Annotated in this window: 18 protein-coding genes; 15 read left to right on the forward strand and 3 right to left on the reverse strand. The window is 56.2% G+C overall.

What is annotated here, in order from left to right; genetic code table 11:
• Window positions 1-17 precede the first annotated feature (17 nt).
• Window positions 18-1232: an MFS transporter gene (locus OWK27_RS16345; protein WP_267590777.1), complete on the reverse strand. Its 1215-nt coding sequence runs from the start codon at window positions 1230-1232 to the stop codon at window positions 18-20.
• 94 nt (window positions 1233-1326) lie between these two features.
• On the opposite strand from OWK27_RS16345, the gene OWK27_RS16350 reads away from it, so the two are divergent.
• Window positions 1327-2280: a LysR family transcriptional regulator gene (locus tag OWK27_RS16350; RefSeq protein ID WP_267590830.1), complete on the forward strand. Its 954-nt coding sequence runs from the start codon at window positions 1327-1329 to the stop codon at window positions 2278-2280.
• Window positions 2281-2321: 41 nt separating this feature from the next.
• Here OWK27_RS16350 and rne read toward each other — a convergent pair whose 3' ends face one another.
• Entirely contained in the window at window positions 2322-5462 is a 3141-nt protein-coding gene (gene rne, locus OWK27_RS16355) for a ribonuclease E (protein WP_267590778.1), read from the reverse strand.
• 570 nt (window positions 5463-6032) lie between these two features.
• Between rne and rluC the strand changes: the two genes are divergently transcribed.
• A complete protein-coding gene (gene rluC, locus OWK27_RS16360; RefSeq protein ID WP_176678637.1) occupies window positions 6033-6980 on the forward strand; it encodes a 23S rRNA pseudouridine(955/2504/2580) synthase RluC in 948 nt (315 codons plus the stop codon).
• Between the two features lie 81 nt (window positions 6981-7061).
• Here rluC and OWK27_RS16365 read toward each other — a convergent pair whose 3' ends face one another.
• Window positions 7062-7646 carry a Maf family protein gene (locus OWK27_RS16365; protein ID WP_267590779.1) on the reverse strand — a complete coding sequence of 195 codons (585 nt, stop codon included), beginning with the start codon at window positions 7644-7646 and terminating at the stop codon, window positions 7062-7064.
• 140 nt (window positions 7647-7786) lie between these two features.
• Here OWK27_RS16365 and yceD point away from each other — a divergent pair, with 140 nt between their 5' ends.
• The 13 genes from yceD (at window position 7787) to OWK27_RS16430 (ending at window position 18382) form a co-directional block, all read left to right on the forward strand.
• On the forward strand, window positions 7787-8308 hold the full coding sequence (gene yceD, locus OWK27_RS16370; RefSeq protein WP_006174678.1) for a 23S rRNA accumulation protein YceD: 522 nt from the start codon (window positions 7787-7789) through the stop codon (window positions 8306-8308).
• Window positions 8309-8324: 16 nt separating this feature from the next.
• On the forward strand, window positions 8325-8498 hold the full coding sequence (gene rpmF, locus OWK27_RS16375; protein ID WP_003857964.1) for a 50S ribosomal protein L32: 174 nt from the start codon (window positions 8325-8327) through the stop codon (window positions 8496-8498).
• Between the two features lie 81 nt (window positions 8499-8579).
• Window positions 8580-9614 (forward strand): phosphate acyltransferase PlsX, encoded by a 1035-nt coding sequence (gene plsX / locus OWK27_RS16380; protein WP_267590780.1) that lies wholly within the window; start codon window positions 8580-8582, stop codon window positions 9612-9614.
• 6 nt (window positions 9615-9620) lie between these two features.
• Window positions 9621-10574, forward strand: a complete 954-nt coding sequence (locus OWK27_RS16385; protein ID WP_148421738.1) for a beta-ketoacyl-ACP synthase III — start codon at window positions 9621-9623, stop codon at window positions 10572-10574.
• A gap of 15 nt (window positions 10575-10589) precedes the next feature.
• The gene (gene fabD, locus OWK27_RS16390) at window positions 10590-11519 is read left to right on the forward strand and encodes an ACP S-malonyltransferase (RefSeq protein ID WP_267590781.1); all 930 of its coding nucleotides are present in this window, start codon (window positions 10590-10592) and stop codon (window positions 11517-11519) included.
• Between the two features lie 12 nt (window positions 11520-11531).
• Window positions 11532-12266 carry a 3-oxoacyl-ACP reductase FabG gene (fabG, locus tag OWK27_RS16395; protein WP_148421736.1) on the forward strand — a complete coding sequence of 245 codons (735 nt, stop codon included), beginning with the start codon at window positions 11532-11534 and terminating at the stop codon, window positions 12264-12266.
• 154 nt (window positions 12267-12420) lie between these two features.
• Window positions 12421-12657: an acyl carrier protein gene (acpP, locus tag OWK27_RS16400; protein ID WP_003857954.1), complete on the forward strand. Its 237-nt coding sequence runs from the start codon at window positions 12421-12423 to the stop codon at window positions 12655-12657.
• 91 nt (window positions 12658-12748) lie between these two features.
• On the forward strand, window positions 12749-13990 hold the full coding sequence (fabF, locus tag OWK27_RS16405; protein ID WP_148421735.1) for a beta-ketoacyl-ACP synthase II: 1242 nt from the start codon (window positions 12749-12751) through the stop codon (window positions 13988-13990).
• A gap of 120 nt (window positions 13991-14110) precedes the next feature.
• Window positions 14111-14920 (forward strand): aminodeoxychorismate lyase, encoded by an 810-nt coding sequence (gene pabC / locus OWK27_RS16410; protein ID WP_267590782.1) that lies wholly within the window; start codon window positions 14111-14113, stop codon window positions 14918-14920.
• 2 nt (window positions 14921-14922) lie between these two features.
• Complete coding sequence (yceG, locus tag OWK27_RS16415) at window positions 14923-15945, forward strand: cell division protein YceG (RefSeq protein WP_148421733.1); 1023 nt, start codon at window positions 14923-14925, stop codon at window positions 15943-15945.
• On the forward strand, window positions 15935-16576 hold the full coding sequence (gene tmk, locus OWK27_RS16420; protein WP_176610625.1) for a dTMP kinase: 642 nt from the start codon (window positions 15935-15937) through the stop codon (window positions 16574-16576). The genes yceG and tmk overlap by 11 nt, the downstream gene beginning before the upstream one ends.
• Window positions 16573-17577 carry a DNA polymerase III subunit delta' gene (gene holB, locus OWK27_RS16425; protein WP_148421731.1) on the forward strand — a complete coding sequence of 335 codons (1005 nt, stop codon included), beginning with the start codon at window positions 16573-16575 and terminating at the stop codon, window positions 17575-17577. Before tmk ends, holB begins: the two co-directional genes overlap by 4 nt.
• Before the next feature lie 10 nt (window positions 17578-17587).
• Window positions 17588-18382 (forward strand): metal-dependent hydrolase, encoded by a 795-nt coding sequence (locus OWK27_RS16430; protein WP_267590783.1) that lies wholly within the window; start codon window positions 17588-17590, stop codon window positions 18380-18382.
• Window positions 18383-18432 lie beyond the last annotated feature (50 nt).

The raw sequence follows: 18432 nt of genomic DNA on the forward strand, positions 1-18432 counted from the left end.
GGGGTTGGGCATTTTTTTTATACACCTTCAGCCTGCGCAGACGTCACCCGGGCGCTTTCTACCAGCCTGATGACCAGCGCAATCGCGCCGCACAGGGTTGCCAGCGCCACCACGCCAGACCAGCCTGCCAGGGTATAGATATTGCTGCCTAATGCCGAACCCAGCGCCATCCCGATAAAGACGACGGTAAACAGCAGGGCGTTAAGGCGTCCACGCGCCTGCTGCTCAAGGCTGTAAACCAGATTCTGGTGCGCCACGAGGCTGGACTGCAAGCCGAGATCGAAACCGACAGCGGAAAGGGCTATCAGGATCAGCTGGCCATGTACGCCCAGCGCCGGCATCAGGAACATCAGGGCAAACGAGACGGTCACCAGCGCGGCACCCAGCTGGGTTACTTTACCGGCACCCAGCTTATCGGCCAAGCCTCCTGCCAGCGGTGCGGCCAGCGCCCCGGCGGCTCCGGCAATACCAAACCCACCCGCCACGGCGCTGCCGAGGTGATAACGTTCCAGCAGCATCACCGCCAGCGTCGACCAGAACGCGCTAAAGGCAATCGACAGAAAACCCTGTGCCAGTGCGGCCCGACGCAGCGCCGGGTAGCGACGCCAGAGGTGCTCCATAGAGCGCAGAAGGGCCGGATAGCTCAGCGTGGAGTGAACGGCAAAGCGGGGAAGCACGGCCCACATCACCACACCGACAAACGCAATGCTTGCGGCAGCCAGCTGGTACATCACCCGCCAGCCAAAGGCTTCACCTACCACGCCGCTTACGGTTCGGGAGAGCAGAATGCCCAACAGCAGGCCGGTCATCACCGTGCCGACGGTTTTTCCCTGTTTCCCTTCGGGCGCCAGGATCGCCGCGGCGGGGACGATGTCCTGCGCCATGGTGGCGGCCATGCCGATCAGCAGGCTGGCGAGCAGCAGGGAGTGCAGCTGTCCTGTCAGGCTACAGGCCAGCAGGAACAGCGCCAGGGCCGCGCTTTTTATCAGAATTAACGTCCTGCGGTCATGGCGATCGCCGAGCGGTAACAGGAACAGGATCCCTAAGGCGTAACCCGCCTGCGTAAGCGTCGGCACCATGCCCATTCCTTCGATGCTCAGGTGCAGGTCTGCGCCCATCAGCGGCAGCAGAGGCTGGGCATAATAGATGGATGCCACGCTGAAGCCAGCCCCGAGCGCCAGCATTAAGATTACCCAGCGGCTTACGGCCCGGGCGGCAGTTGTTGTGTTCATATGACGTTCCTCATTCATCGTGTGGGGCTATTTTTTCTCACTACGCCTTGCGGCGGTAGCGGGCACGGTGGTAAAACGCTTATACGTTGGACGTATGGCGCGGTGGAATATGAAAAGAGCTGAGCGTATAGACAGGGTGGAACTGATGCGGACGTTTGTACGTATCGTTGAGGCAGGATCGCTTTCCGCCGCGGCGCGGCAGCTGGCGACAACCCAGGCCACGGTAAGCCGGCGACTACAGTCGCTTGAGACAATGCTTGGGGTGCGCCTGATGCTGCGCACCACCCACACGATGCGGCTGACCGATGACGGCGAACGCTGCTATCAGCACGCGCGCCGGGTCATTGACAGCTGGCTGGCGCTGGAAGATGAGGTGGGGCAGTCGGAGGATGAACCGGTGGGGGTGCTGCGGGTGCGGGCACCGCACGCGTTTGGTCAGGATCAGCTTCTGAAACCATTAACCGAATTTTTGCAGCGCTATCCGCTACTTTCCATTGAGTGGCTGCTCAACGATCGGTCAGCTGATTTTCTCGGGGACAATCTCGACTGCGCTATCCGGGTGGGCGCTGAGGTCGATCCGGCAACCGTATCCGTGCTGCTGGCCGAAGTGCCGCGCTCGGTGGTGGCTTCACCGGAGTTACTGGCCCGCTTTCCGGCGGTTAATACGCCGGAAGATTTGCAGCAGCTTCCCTGGATTGCCATCAGCTCTTTTTACCAGCGCCATGTGGAGCTTTTCCATGATGCCTCCCCGGTACCGGTGCGGGTAGCCATTACGCCACGCCTGAGCACCGACAGCCTGTACGTGGCACGCAATACGGCGCTAACCGGGCTTGGCGTGGCGGTTGTATCCAGCTGGACGGTTCAGAACGATATTCGGGAAGGGCGTCTGGTGCATTTGTTGCCGGAGTGGCAACCGGAGGCGTTACCGGTGCATCTGGTTTATCCATGGTCTCGTTATTATCCGGCGCGCCTGCGGCGCTTTCTTGAGATGATGCGCCAGATAATGCCGGAGTTGACGGGGATGAGAAAGCCCGTGCAGCAGCCATAAAAAAAGCCGACCCGGAGGTCGGCTTTTTGACTTAGCGTGCGTTATTCCACGGACTGCGGACGGGTAGCTGGGGCAGTAGCCTTATGCGTTGCGCTATGGCCACCGGCAGCACCTTTACCTTCGAAGTTGAATTCCGGGCGTACCCAGTCGCTATGGCGCGGCGCTTCAGGCACATACTCTGGTGCCGGCGCGCGGGTCATAGGTGCCGTTGCAACGTGCGCAGGCGCTGGTGCGGCGATAACTTCAACCGGAGCTGGCTTCACTTCAGGCGCTTTCGCTTCTTCGACAACAGGCTCAACCTGAATCTCGACGTCCTGAACCACCTCTTCGGTAACCGTTTCGACAGCAGAGTCTGCGGTTTCTTCCACTGCTGGTGCAGGTTCAGCGTGCTCCGCTACCTCTTCAGCCACTACGGCATCTTCTTCGGCAATAATCTGCGGTGCGGCATCAACCGGCGCAGCAATAACTTCAGGATGGGTAGTTTCAACTTCCACTGCCTGAGGCTCTGTCGTTTCTACAGCCTGAGGTTCAACCTCCTGAGGTTCAACCACGGTTGCCGCTTCAGTCACGACTTCTTCTGCCGCTACTACCGGTGCAATTACCTCTTCGGTCACAGCCTGTTCTTCAACAGCCTGCTCCGGACGAGCAACCGGATAGCGGATCCAGACCTTACCGGAGGCCATTTCAGGCGACGCACACGCCACGGTCAGCGGCATCGGTGACTGGGTAGGGTAACGCTCGTCACGATAGCGACGACGACGCTGGCCGCTAACGCGCAGATGACGCGGAGAACGGCGTGAGCGACGCGGCATACCCGCGTTGTCGCGGTTTTCACCGCTTTCGTCCTGCTCAACCTGATTTTCTACCACCGCAGGCAGATCGACTTTCGCCACCTGCGTACCGGTTGCGCTGTCCGCTGCTTCAACCGCGACAACGGCGATTTCTTCAGCCTGAACTTCGCCCACGCGCACCTTCTGTGCGAGCTGGCGCTGCTTGCGACGCGGCATAACCTGCGTGCGCTCTTCCTGCTCGGCTTCCTGCTGTTCAACAGGCGCTTCGCGGTTCAGGCTTTTAACTTCCTGCTGCGCCTGGCGCTTCTCGTCGTTACGGCGACGGTTACGCTCGCGGCGCGGCTGCTGCTCGTCACGCGGTTTGCTCTTCTCGGACTCGTCGCCCGCCTGCTGGCGAATTTCACGATCTTCAACATTCTGCTGTTGCTTCTCGCGACGGTTGCGACGGTTGTCCTCGCGCTGCTCGCGGCCTTCGTTGTTGTCGGAACGATTGTCACGGCGTTCATTACGATCGCCACGCTCATTGCGCTCATTGCGGTCGTTGCGGTCGCGACGATTGTTCTGACGCTTGCGGCGTTCCTGCTGACGCTCTGGCTTCGCTTCTTTCGGTGCCTCTTTCGGCTGCTCAGGTTGCGCTTCTTCGCCAGCGAACATCTTCTTCAGCGCACCGAAGAGGCGGCTCAGGAGACCAGGCTGCTCAGGCTGCGCTTTTGGCGCGGCAGGGGCAGCTTTTTGCTCAGCCGGTTTGGCTGCCGGTTTTTCCAGCGTCGCTTCCGGCGGGGCTTCAGGCATGATGAAGGTCGCTAAAGCCGGCTGCTCGGGCAGTTTACGCTCGGCAGGCTCCTCATCGGATGGCAGTGCCATCTCTTCTTCATGCAGCTTAGGCAGCAGGTAGCTGAGGGTGCTTGTCTCTTCACCTTTACGGACACGCAGCACGTGATAGTGCGGAGTCTGCATCTCGTCGTTTGGCACGATGATGCAGCGAACGCCGCCCTGGCGCGCTTCGATTGCGCTTACCGCCGCACGTTTTTCGTTCAGCAGGTAAGAAGCAATTGGCACCGGAACGATGGCGTGAACCTCTTTGGTGTTCTCCTTCAGCGCTTCTTCTTCAATCAGACGCAGAATGGAGAGGGAGAGAGATTCGTTGTCACGCACGGTACCCGTACCGGAACAGCGTGGGCAGACGTGATGGCTGGATTCGCCGAGTGACGGGCTGAGGCGCTGGCGGGACATCTCCAGCAGGCCAAAGCGGGAAATATGGCTGATCTGAATACGCGCACGATCCTGGCGAACGGCTTCACGCAGGCGGTTTTCAACCGCACGCTGGTGGCGAACCGGGGTCATGTCGATGAAGTCGATGACGATCAGACCGCCCAGGTCGCGCAGGCGAAGCTGGCGGGCAATTTCATCAGCGGCTTCAAGGTTGGTGTTGAAGGCGGTCTCTTCGATATCGCCGCCGCGGGTTGCACGCGCGGAGTTGATGTCGATGGCGGTCAGCGCTTCGGTTGTATCGATAACGATAGAGCCGCCGGATGGCAGACGCACTTCACGCTGGAAGGCCGACTCGATCTGGGATTCAATTTGATAGTGGCTGAACAGCGGGATTTCACCGGTGTACAGTTTGATTTTGCTGGTGAAATCCGGACGGCCCAGCGCGGCGATGTGCTGGCGAGCCAGCTCAAGCACTTTCGGGTTATCAATCAGGATTTCCCCGATGTCCTGACGCAGGTAATCGCGGAAGGCACGCACGATGACGTTGCTTTCCTGGTGGATCAGGAACGGAGCAGGGCGGCTTTCCGCCGCTTTCTTAATGGCTTCCCAGTGCTTCAGGCGGAAGCTCAGGTCCCACTGCAATGCTTCGGCAGATTTGCCGACGCCTGCGGTGCGCACGATAAGCCCCATGCCGTCCGGCAGCTCAAGGCTTGCCAGCGCTTCTTTCAGCTCGGTACGGTCATCACCTTCGATACGGCGTGAGATACCACCCGCACGCGGGTTGTTTGGCATCAGTACCAGATAGCTTCCTGCCAGACTGATAAAGGTGGTCAGTGCGGCACCTTTGTTGCCGCGCTCTTCTTTATCGATCTGAACGATAACTTCCTGACCTTCACGCAGAACATCTTTAATGTTCGGACGGCCATGGGAGCTGTAGTTCGCAGGAAAATATTCGCGGGCGATTTCTTTAAGAGGAAGGAAACCATGACGCTCAGCACCGTAATCGACAAATGCAGCCTCAAGGCTTGGTTCAATGCGGGTGATTTTACCTTTGTAAATGTTCGCTTTTTTCTGTTCGTGTCCAGGACTTTCGATATCCAGATCGTACAGGCGCTGCCCATCCACAAGGGCGACACGCAACTCTTCTTGCTGAGTTGCGTTGATTAACATTCTTTTCATCGTAACTTACTCGTTATTCTTACATTGACGACAAAGCTGCGGGCAAGGTGACGCTTTCCGGGGTATGAACCGATGGCCTCGTGTCTATTCACGTCGCCAACCTCACGGTTGTCGCTCGCTTAAGAGGCGCAGAGTGTCGGTTGCCCGTGTTTCATACGGAAACACAGCGCAATTATCAGGGGAATTGCCTGGGAAAACTCTCCAGAGAACAATCCTTATACCGGGAAGTACTGCAACCCGCAGCCCGCTAACTGCCTGAAAGATCAATACGTCTTACGCCATTGCTGCGTGGATGATCGGTCAGACAAAATTGGTCATTCCGTCGACATCCTTACAAAACCCGGATTTAACGCGGAAAACGGATTCATTATTCCACTGCTCGCCGGGTTATAGCAAGATGACTTTTACCAATTATCACCCGGTTACTCACAGTTTCTTCACTTCAACGAGGCGATTGGTTTAATAACCACCAAATCGATTGCGCGAAAGGGGAGCGTTCCGGATAAAAGTAAATATAAGCATAGAAAAATGAGTGGCGCTAATGCCAGACGATATTTAGAATCGCCAACCATGAAAACAGAGACTCCAGCCGTAAAAATGGTTGCCATTGCCGAAGACGAAGCGGGGCAACGTATCGATAACTTTTTGCGCACCCAGCTGAAAGGCGTGCCAAAAAGTATGATTTACCGCATCCTGCGCAAGGGCGAGGTGCGGGTGAACAAAAAGCGCGTGAAGCCCGAATATAAGCTCGAAGCGGGTGATGAAGTGCGCATTCCACCGGTCCGCGTTGCGGAGCGCGAAGAAGAGGCGGTTTCGCCGAAGCTGCAAAAAGTCGCGGCCCTGAGTGACGTTATCCTTTATGAGGACGACCACATCCTGGTGTTGAACAAACCTTCAGGAACCGCGGTGCACGGGGGAAGTGGACTGAGCTTTGGCGTAATTGAAGGGCTGCGGGCCCTGCGCCCGGAAGCGCGTTTCCTTGAGCTGGTTCACCGCCTTGACCGTGATACCTCTGGCGTACTGCTGGTGGCAAAAAAACGTTCCGCGCTGCGTTCGCTGCATGAACAGCTGCGTGAAAAAGGGATGCAGAAGGATTACCTGGCGCTGGTGCGCGGCCAGTGGCAGTCCCATGTGAAAGTGGTGCAGGCACCGCTGCTGAAAAATATTCTGCAAAGCGGTGAGCGCATTGTTCGCGTGAACCAGGAGGGGAAGCCGTCCGAGACGCGCTTTAAAGTTGAAGAGCGCTACGAATTTGCCACGCTGGTTCGCTGTAGCCCGGTGACGGGGCGAACCCACCAGATCCGCGTACATACCCAGTTTGCAGGCCATCCGATTGCCTTTGACGATCGTTACGGTGACCGCGAGTTTGACAAGCAGCTGGCGGGCACGGGGCTGTCTCGTCTGTTCCTGCATGCGGCTGCGCTGAAGTTTACCCATCCCAATACCGGTGAAATCATCCGTATTGAAGCGCCGCTGGATGAGCAGCTGAAGCGCTGCCTCAAGGTTCTGCGCGGCTAAGGTAAACGTAAAACGGCAACGACGTTGCCGTTTTTAATGTTTGCACCTTTTCCCTGGGGAGAGGGCATCAGGCCGCAGCGGTTACGCCGTCAGCGGATTACACGCTTCTCGCCTAAACATCTGGCATAGCGCAATCAGCGGTAACCCCACCAGCGTATTCGGGTCTCGACCGTCCAGCTTATCGAATAGCGCAATCCCCAAACCTTCACTTTTGAAGCTCCCCGCGCAGTTCAGCGGGCGTTCCCGGCGCACGTAATCCATAATCTCCTGCTCGCTGAGATGGCGAAAATGGACGTCGAACGGCTCGCATTCGGTTTGCAGGTGGCCGGAGGCCGAGTTATAGAGCGCCAGGCCCGTATAAAAGGTCACAATACTGCCGCGTGCGCACATCAACTGCTTGCAGGCGTTCTCTTCGGTATGCGGTTTACCGGTGATTTCACCGTCAAGCACACAAACCTGATCGGAGCCTATAATCAGATGTGCAGGGTAACGTTCGGCAAGCGACTGCGCTTTCTCCTGCGCAAGACGGGTTACCAGATGTCGCGGCGACTCGCCGGGTTGTGGGGTCTCATCAACGTCCGGTGCCGCACATTCAAACGGGATCCCGAGCTTTTCCAGCAGCATTCGGCGATAGGGTGAAGTGGAAGCAAGTACGAGATTTGGCATATTTTTATCACCAGATATAGCGTATCGATGCCAGCCATTTTAAACTACAGGCCGCAATGTGTGCGAATAATTGGCAAAAGGCAGCTCTGGTTGCCTTTTTCTTTGACTCTATGACGTTACAAAGTTAATATGCGCGCCCTATGCAAAAGGTAAAATTACCCCTGACTCTTGATCCGGTTCGTACGGCTCAAAAACGCCTCGATTACGAAGGAATCTATTCTTCCGATCAGGCGGAGCGTATTGCCGAATCCGTAGTCAGTGTGGACAGTGATGTAGAATGCTCCATGTCGTTCGCTATCGACAACCAGCGTCTTGCCGTTTTAACCGGTGATGCGAAGGTAACGGTAACGCTCGAGTGCCAGCGTTGCGGGAAACCGTTTGTACAGCATGTTCACACAACGTATTGTTTTAGTCCGGTTCGTTCTGACGAACAGGCTGAAGCACTCCCGGAAGCGTATGAGCCGATTGAGGTTAACGAATTCGGTGAAATCGATCTTCTGGCTCTGGTTGAAGATGAAATCATCCTCACCTTGCCAGTGGTTCCGGTGCATGATTCTGAACACTGTGAAGTGTCCGAGGCGGACATGGTCTTTGGGGAACTGCCTGATGAAGCGCAAAAACCAAACCCATTTGCCGTATTAGCCAGCTTAAAGCGTAAGTAATTGAGGAGTAAGGTCCATGGCCGTACAACAGAATAAACCAACCCGTTCCAAACGTGGCATGCGTCGTTCCCATGACGCACTGACTGCAGTTACCAGCCTGTCTGTAGACAAGACTTCTGGTGAGAAACACCTGCGTCACCACATCACCGCTGACGGTTTCTACCGCGGCCGCAAGGTTATCACTAAGTAATCACGCGTCAGCGTGATTAGGCTTAGTGAGGAACTTCCCCGTGCAAACGGGGAGTTTACCGAACCAGGCTGCGACGATACCTTGACACGTCTAACCCTGGCGTTAGATGTCATGGGGGGAGATTTTGGCCCTACCGTGACAGTGCCTGCAGCTTTGCAGGCACTGAATTCTAATTCGCAACTCACACTTCTTTTAGTCGGTAATCCCGACACAATCACGCCATTACTCGCTAAAGCTGACTTTGAACAACGTTCGCGTCTGCAGATTATCCCTGCGCAGTCAGTTATTGCCAGTGATGCCCGGCCATCGCAGGCTATTCGCAATAGCCGCGGCAGCTCTATGCGAATTGCGCTGGAGCTGGTGAAAGAAGGGCGAGCGCAGGCTTGCGTCAGCGCGGGAAATACCGGCGCGCTGATGGGCCTGTCGAAATTATTGCTCAAGCCGATTGAGGGCATTGAGCGTCCGGCGCTGGTGACGGTGTTACCGCATCAGCAGAAGGGCAAAACGGTGGTGCTCGATCTGGGCGCTAACGTGGATTGTGATAGTACAATGCTGGCTCAGTTTGCCGTCATGGGGTCGGTGCTGGCAGAAGACGTGGTCGGGATTACGCATCCCCGCGTTGCGTTGTTGAACATTGGTGAAGAAGAAACCAAAGGCCTGGACAGTATCCGCGACGCTGCGGAAATACTCAAACAGGTCCCGTCCATCAACTATATTGGTTATCTCGAAGCCAATGAGCTGCTGACGGGCAAAACGGATGTATTAGTGTGTGATGGCTTCACCGGAAACGTAACGTTGAAGACCATGGAAGGGGTCGTAAGAATGTTCCTTTCTCTGCTGAAATCTCAGGGAGACGGTAAAAAAAGGTCCTGGTGGCTGATTTTATTAAAGCGTTGGTTACAAAAAAGCCTGACGCGGCGATTCAGTCACCTCAACCCCGACCAGTATAATGGCGCCTGTCTGTTAGGATTGCGCGGCATCGTGATTAAGAGTCATGGCGCCGCCAATCAGCGAGCATTTACCGTCGCGATTGAACAGGCAGTGCAGGCGGTGCAGCGACAAGTTCCTCAGAGAATTGCCGCTCGCCTGGGATCTGTATTAGCTAAAAGTGACTGAGCGTACATGTATACGAAGATTTTAGGTACCGGCAGCTACCTGCCAACACAAGTGCGTACCAACGCCGATCTTGAAAAAATGGTAGATACGTCTGACGAGTGGATTGTCACGCGCACAGGTATCCGTGAACGCCGTATCGCCGCGCCAGACGAAACTGTCTCTACCATGGGCTTCGAAGCTGCACAGCGTGCGCTTGAAATGGCCGGGATTGATAAAGATCAGATCGGGCTTATCGTGGTGGCGACAACCTCCGCCACGCATGCCTTCCCAAGCGCAGCGTGTCAGGTACAGAACATGCTCGGCATTAAAGGCTGCCCGGCATTTGATGTGGCAGCAGCGTGTGCGGGCTTTACCTATGCGCTGAGCATCGCCGATCAGTACGTAAAATCTGGTGCCGTCAAATATGCGCTGGTAATCGGTGCTGACGTGCTGGCGCGTACCTGCGATCCAGCCGATCGCGGCACGATCATTATTTTTGGCGACGGTGCGGGCGCGGTGCTGCTGGGGCAGTCCGACGAGCCGGGCATCATCTCCACGCATCTTCATGCTGACGGTCGCTACGGCGAGCTGTTAACGCTGCCTAACGCCGATCGCGTTAACCCGGACAGCTCGATTTATCTGACGATGGCGGGTAACGAGGTGTTCAAGGTTGCCGTGACTGAACTGGCCCATATCGTTGAAGAAACGCTGGAAGCGAACAATCTCGATCGCTCCGCCCTCGACTGGCTGGTGCCGCATCAGGCTAACCTGCGTATCATCAGCGCGACGGCGAAGAAGCTGGGCATGTCAATGGATAACGTTGTGGTGACGCTGGATCGCCACGGCAACACCTCTGCGGCATCGGTACCGTGCGCATTTGACGAAGCGGTACGCGATGGACGAATTAAACGGGGCCAACTGGTCTTGCTTGAAGCCTTTGGTGGCGGGTTCACCTGGGGTTCCGCGCTGGTTCGTTTCTAGGATAAGGATTAAAAAATGACGCAATTTGCTTTTGTGTTCCCGGGACAGGGCTCGCAAACCGTTGGGATGTTGTCTGAAATGGCAGCAAACTATCCGGTTATTGAAGAGACTTTCCGTGAAGCTTCTGATGCGCTGGGTTATGATCTGTGGGCGCTGACCCAACAGGGCCCCGCTGAAGAGTTAAACAAAACCTGGCAGACGCAGCCTGCGCTGCTGGCTGCATCCGTCGCGCTGTGGCGCGTATGGCAGCAGCAGGGCGGTAAAGCGCCTGCACTGATGGCGGGTCACAGCCTGGGCGAATACTCTGCGCTGGTTTGTGCAGGCGTGATTGCCTTCGCTGACGCGGTGCGCCTGGTTGAATTGCGTGGAAAATTCATGCAGGAAGCGGTGCCAGAAGGTACGGGCGGCATGTCTGCCATCATCGGTCTTGATGATGCTTCTATTGCAAAAGCGTGTGAAGAATCTGCTGAAGGTCAGGTGGTTTCTCCGGTAAACTTCAACTCGCCGGGCCAGGTGGTTATCGCCGGCCATAAAGAAGCGGTTGAGCGTGCGGGCGCTGCCTGTAAAGCCGCGGGCGCTAAACGCGCGCTGCCGCTGCCGGTGAGCGTACCGTCACACTGCGCGCTGATGAAGCCAGCCGCCGAAAAGCTGGCGGTTGAGCTGGAAAAAATGACCTTTAACGCGCCGACGATTTCCGTTGTGAATAACGTCGACGTGAAGTGCGAAACCGCGCCAGAGGCTATCCGTAACGCACTGGTTCGCCAGCTCTATAGCCCGGTTCAGTGGACCAAAACCGTTGAATATATGGCGTCTCAGGGCGTTGAACATCTGTATGAAGTGGGGCCTGGTAAGGTGCTTACCGGTCTTACCAAACGTATTGTTGACACCCTGACTGCCTCGGCGATTAATGAGCCGGAAGCAATGAAAGCGGCACTCTCGCAATAAAAGAGGACTACCATGAGTTTTGAAGGAAAAATTGCCCTGGTGACCGGCGCGAGCCGCGGTATTGGGCGCGCTATTGCTGAAACACTGGTTGCGCGCGGCGCGACGGTGATCGGGACTGCGACCAGCGAGAACGGCGCGCAGGCCATCAGCGAGTATTTGGGTGCGAACGGTAAAGGTCTGGTGCTGAATGTGACTGAACCAGCATCTATCGAATCTGTTCTGGAAAATATTCGCGCAGAGTTTGGCGAAGTGGATATTCTGGTCAATAATGCCGGGATTACGCGCGACAACCTGCTGATGCGAATGAAAGATGATGAGTGGAACGATATTATCGAAACCAACCTGTCATCTGTATTCCGTCTGTCAAAAGCGGTAATGCGCGCTATGATGAAAAAGCGTCATGGTCGTATTATCACTGTAGGTTCTGTGGTTGGTACCATGGGAAATGCTGGTCAGGCTAACTACGCTGCGGCGAAAGCAGGTCTGATCGGTTTCAGTAAGTCGCTGGCGCGTGAAGTCGCGTCCCGCGGTATTACTGTAAACGTTGTTGCTCCGGGCTTTATTGAAACGGACATGACGCGTGCGCTGACGGATGAGCAGCGTGCGGGTACGCTGGCGGCAGTTCCGGCGGGTCGTCTTGGCGACCCTAAAGAAATCGCCAGCGCGGTTGCATTTTTAGCCTCTGACGAAGCGGGTTACATCACTGGTGAAACCCTCCACGTCAACGGCGGGATGTACATGGTTTAATCACGATCGAAAATATTTGCGTTATTTGGGCAAATGGCCTCAAAATAACGTAAAATCGTGGTAAGACCTGCCGGGATTTAGTTGCAAATTTTTCAACATTTTATACACTACGAAAACCATCGCGAAAGCGAGTTTTGATAGGAAATTTAAGAGTATGAGCACTATCGAAGAACGCGTTAAGAAAATTATCGGCGAACAGCTGGGCGTTAAGCAGGAAGAAGTTGTGAACTCCGCTTCCTTTGTTGAAGACCTGGGCGCAGATTCTCTTGACACCGTTGAGCTGGTAATGGCTCTGGAAGAAGAGTTTGATACTGAGATTCCGGACGAAGAAGCTGAGAAAATCACCACCGTTCAGGCTGCCATTGATTACATCAACGGTCACCAGGCATAAGTGAACATCTCCAGGCGGTCATTCGACCGCCTGAGTTTTATCTTTTGTAGTCCCACGAATCTCTTTTTTTATCCCTCCCTGGAGGACAAACGTGTCTAAGCGTCGTGTAGTTGTGACCGGACTTGGCATGTTGTCTCCTGTCGGCAATACCGTAGAGTCCACCTGGAAAGCTCTCCTTGCCGGTCAGAGCGGCATCAGCCTAATCGACCATTTCGATACTAGCGCCTATGCAACGAAATTTGCTGGCTTAGTAAAGGATTTTAACTGTGAAGAGATCATCTCGCGCAAAGAACAGCGCAAGATGGATGCCTTCATTCAATATGGAATTGTCGCTGGCGTTCAGGCCATGCAGGATTCTGGCCTTGAGATTACGGAAGAGAACGCGTCCCGTATCGGTGCTGCTATTGGCTCCGGGATTGGCGGTCTTGGCCTGATTGAGGAAAACCACTCATCCCTGATGAATGGCGGCCCGCGTAAAATCAGCCCATTCTTCGTTCCGTCTACGATTGTAAACATGGTGGCAGGTCACCTGACCATTATGTTCGGCCTGCGCGGCCCAAGCATTTCAATCGCAACAGCCTGTACCTCTGGCGTGCATAACATCGGCCAGGCCGCGCGTATTATCGCGTACGGCGATGCAGATGCTATGGTTGCGGGCGGTGCTGAAAAAGCCAGTACACCACTGGGCGTCGGTGGCTTCGGTGCAGCGCGTGCGCTCTCTACCCGTAACGATAATCCTCAGGCGGCAAGCCGTCCGTGGGATAAAGACCGCGATGGTTTCGTGCTGGGCGACGGTGCAGGCATGATCGTACTTGAAGAGTACGAACATGCGAAAAAACGTGGCGCGAAAATTTATGCTGAAGTCGTTGGCTTTGGTATGAGCAGCGATGCTTACCACATGACGTCGCCACCAGAAAATGGTGCGGGTGCAGCGCTGGCAATGGCTAACGCGATCCGTGATGCGGGCATTACCCCGGCACAGATTGGCTACGTTAACGCCCACGGTACGTCTACCCCTGCGGGCGATAAAGCAGAAGCTCAGGCTGTTAAGTCTATCTTCGGCGAATCTGCCAGCCGCGTAATGGTGAGCTCCACGAAATCCATGACCGGTCACCTGTTAGGTGCGGCGGGTGCAGTAGAGTCAATCTACTCTATCCTGGCGCTGCGCGATCAGGCTGTACCACCAACCATCAACCTGGATAACCCGGATGAAGGTTGCGATCTGGACTTCGTTCCTCACGAGGCGCGCCAGGTTAGCGGTATGGAGTACACCCTGTGTAACTCCTTCGGCTTCGGCGGGACAAACGGTTCTCTGATCTTCAAAAAGGTCTGAGCCTGTTTAGTCACTGACGATAAAAAAGGTCCGCTTGCCGGGCCTTTTTTATTAGGTGAAATCTCCTTGTCCGGCTATTAACATCCTGCCAGACTGAGCCTCCACGCATGAGGAGCCACCATGTTTTTAATCAATGGCCTTGAGCAAGAAACGCTGCCGGCAGGCGACAGGGCGATCCATTTTGGCGATGGCTGTTTTACCACGGCGCGTATTCTCGACGGGGAAGTGTGCCTGCGTGATGCCCATATCCGCCGCTTACAAAAAGCCTGCGAGACATTACTGATCCCCTTCACGCAGTGGGACACCCTTGAAGGTGAAATGCGTCGGCTGGCGTCAGGTAAAAGGCGCGGCGTAGTAAAAGTGATTATCAGCCGCGGCAGCGGTGGGCGGGGGTATAGCGGCGCTGCCTGTCAGCATCCAACGCGGATCGTTTCCGTTTCAGATTACCCTTCCCATTATGAACGCTGGCGCGAAGAGGGCGTTACCCTGACGCTTAGCCCGGTTCGGCTGGGGCGGAACCCGATGCTTGCCGGAATAAAACACCTTAACCGCCTTGAACAGGTGCTTATTCGTACTCATCTTGAACAGACGGATGCCGGCGAGGCGCTGGTTCTTGACAGCGAAGGGTACATTACGGAATGCTGTGCGGCTAATTTACTCTGGCGGAAGGGCGGTGACGTATTCACGCCTTCGCTGGAACAGGCCGGGGTCAACGGCATTATGCGTCAGTTTTGTTTGCAGCAGCTGGCACGTGCCGGTTTTAGCGTTGTCGAAGTAAGCGTAAAGGAAGACGCGCTGCAGTCCGCCGATGAAGTCGTTATCTGCAATGCGCTGATGCCCGTTGTCCCCGTTCGCGCTTATGGCCCGCTTTCATGGTCATCCCGCGAGCTGTTCCAGTTTCTGGCCCCGTTATGTGAGCAAACCAGGTAGTCATGAAGAAAATGTTACGCGTTGTTCTCCTTCTCATCGTTGCGTTCGGTATCGCTGGCGGAGCGGGAGTGTGGAAAGTCCGCCAGCTGGCGGACAGTAAGATCCTGATTAAAGACGAGACGATTTTTACCCTGAAAGCGGGGACCGGGCGTCAGGCGCTTGGCCAGCAGCTGTATGGCGATAAAATCATCAATCGTCCGCGTGTATTCCAGTGGCTGCTGCGCGTTGAGCCTGAACTTTCGAACTTTAAGGCGGGCACCTATCGCTTCACTCCGGGTATGACCGTGCGTGAAATGCTGCAACTGCTGGAAAGCGGCAAAGAGGCCCAGTTCCCGCTGCGTTTTGTCGAGGGGATGCGCCTGAGCGATTACCTCAGACAACTGCGTGACGCGCCGTATATCAGGCACACGCTGAAAGACGATCGCTACGAAACCGTGGCAGACGCGCTAAAATTCGAGCACCCTGAATGGGTTGAAGGCTGGTTCTGGCCCGACACCTGGATGTACACGGCAGGCACGACGGACGTGGCGATTCTGAAGCGCGCGCACAATAAAATGGTTGCGGCGGTAGAGTCGGCCTGGGAAGGACGCGCTGAGGGCCTGCCGTATAAAGATCAAAACCAGTTCGTGACGATGGCCTCCATCATCGAGAAAGAGACCGCCGTTGCCGCCGAGCGCGACCAGGTCGCCTCGGTGTTTATAAACCGCCTGCGCATCGGTATGCGTTTGCAAACCGATCCTACCGTCATCTACGGCATGGGCGAAAACTACAACGGCAAGATTTCCAGAAAAGATCTGGAGACGCCAACGGCGTATAATACCTACGTCATTAGCGGCCTGCCGCCGGGACCAATCGCGACGCCGGGCGAAGCCTCACTGCGCGCGGCGGCGCACCCGGCAAAAACACCGTATCTCTATTTTGTGGCTGATGGAAAAGGGGGGCATACGTTCAATACCAACCTGGCCAGCCACAATCGCTCTGTTCAGGACTATCTGAAGGCACTTAAGGAAAAAAATGCGCAGTAAATACATCGTCATTGAGGGACTCGAAGGGGCGGGGAAAACCACCGCCCGTAACGTGGTGGTTGATACGCTTAAATCGCTTGGCGTCGCCGAGATGGTCTTCACCCGTGAGCCGGGCGGTACGCAGCTGGCGGAAAAACTGCGCAGCCTGGTGCTGGATATCAAATCCGTTGGCGACGAGGTTATCACTGACAAAGCGGAAGTGCTGATGTTTTATGCGGCGCGCGTTCAGCTGGTCGAGACGGTGATTAAACCCGCGCTGGCAGAGGGAAAATGGGTGATCGGCGATCGTCACGATCTCTCCACCCAGGCGTATCAGGGGGGAGGGCGCGGTATCGATCGTACCATGCTGGCTACGCTTCGCGACGCGGTGCTCGGCGATTTTCGTCCGGACCTGACGCTCTATCTGGACGTCACCCCTGAGGTGGGCCTGAAGCGCGCCAGGGCGCGCGGCGAGCTGGATCGCATTGAGCAGGAGTCTTACGACTTCTTTAACCGCACCCGCGCGCGTTACCTTGAGCTGGCCGGACAGGACAGCGCTATTCGCACCATCGATGCGACACAATCCCTCGACGACGTTACCCGTGCTATTCAGGAAACGGTCACTCGCTGGGTGCAGGAGCAGCGGGCATGAAATGGTATCCATGGCTGCGCCCGCACTTTGAACAGCTGATCGGCAGCTATCAGGTTGGACGGGGGCATCATGCGTTACTGATACAGGCGCTGCCGGGAATGGGCGATGATGCGTTGATTTACGCCATTACGCGCTTTCTGATGTGCCACCAGCCTGATGGGCATAAAAGCTGCGGTAAGTGCCGCGGCTGCCAGCTGATGCAGGCCGGCACGCATCCGGATTACTACATCCTCGAACCCGAAAAAGGCAAAAGTACGCTCGGGATAGACGCGGTGCGTGAGGTCGGCGAGAAGCTGTATGAACACGCGCGTCTGGGCGGGGCAAAGGTGGTGTGGCTGAAGGACGCCGAGCTGCTCACGGAGGCCGCTGCCAATGCGCTTTTAAAAACGCTGGAAGAGCCGCCTGAGAAAACGTGGTTCTTCCTCTCCTGCCGCGAGCCGGGCCGACTGCTGGCGACGCTGCGCAGCCGCTGTCGTCTTCATCATCTGGCTGTTCCCCAGGAATCGTGGGCACTCGCCTGGCTTGAACGTGAAGTGACGGTGTCACAGGACGCCGCGCTGTCAGCGTTGCGCCTGTGCAGCGGCGCGCCTGCGGCTGCGCTGGCGCTACTGCAGCCGCAAGTCTGGTCCCAGCGCGAAACCCTTTGTCGTGCGATTGAATCTGCCCTGGACAGCCATGACTGGCTGAGCGTGCTGCCCGCCCTGAACGGCGATCCGGCCCCGGAGCGCCTGCACTGGCTGGCCGCGCTGCTGCTCGATGCCCTTAAAATTCAGCAGGGGGCTACGCTTCTGACGAATCCCGACGTCTGGCCGCTGGTTAACACGCTGGCGAATCGTCTGTCAGGACAGTCGCTGCGCGCTATCCTCCACGATATCTGCCAGAGTCGTGAACAACTTTTGACGGTAACCGGTCTTAATCGCGAGCTTTTACTGACCGACCAGTTGCTGCGTATCGAACATTACCTGCAACCCGGCGTCATACCGCCGGTTTCCCATCTCTGAGAGAGACATTATGTTTTTAGTCGACTCACACTGCCATCTTGATGGCCTCGATTACCAATCCCTGCATAAAGACGTGGACGACGTGCTGGCGAAAGCCGCCGCGCGCGATGTGAAATTTTGCCTGGCCGTGGCGACCACGCTGCCGGGCTACCGCTCAATGCGTGAGCTGGTTGGCGAGCGCGAAAACGTCGTCTTCTCCTGCGGCGTCCATCCGCTCAATCAGGACGACGCGTATGACGTTGAAGATTTACGCCGCCTTGCCGCAGAAGAGGGCGTAGTGGCGATGGGCGAGACCGGTCTCGACTATTTCTACACGCCGGAAACTAAGCCCCGCCAGCAGGAATCTTTCCGTAACCATATCCGGATTGGCCGCGAGCTGAACAAGCCCGTTATCGTTCACACCCGCGACGCGCGTGCCGACACGCTTGAGATCCTGCGGGAAGAAAAGGTGACGGATTGCGGTGGCGTACTACACTGTTTCACAGAAGACAGAGAAACGGCGGGTAAACTGCTTGATTTGGGCTTTTATATCTCGTTTTCGGGGATCGTGACGTTCCGTAATGCTGAGCAACTGCGTGATGCGGCGCGTTACGTACCGCTGGATCGTATTCTGGTGGAAACTGATTCCCCGTACCTGGCACCCGTGCCGCATCGGGGTAAAGAGAACCAGCCGGCGATGACCCGAGATGTGGCTGAGTACATGGCCGTACTGAAGGGTGTCAGTATTGACGAACTGGCTCGTGTAACGACGGAAAACTTCGCCAGCCTGTTCCATATCGACCCCGCCCGCCTGCAGTCTGTCTGATACACCTGTTTTTTTTAGGCTCGTAATTAATAGGTAAAACGAGTAAAGTT

It is taken from the genome of Enterobacter cloacae complex sp. 2022EL-00788 (genome assembly GCF_026627565.1).
GTDB classification, from domain to species: Bacteria; Pseudomonadota; Gammaproteobacteria; order Enterobacterales; family Enterobacteriaceae; genus Enterobacter; species Enterobacter pasteurii.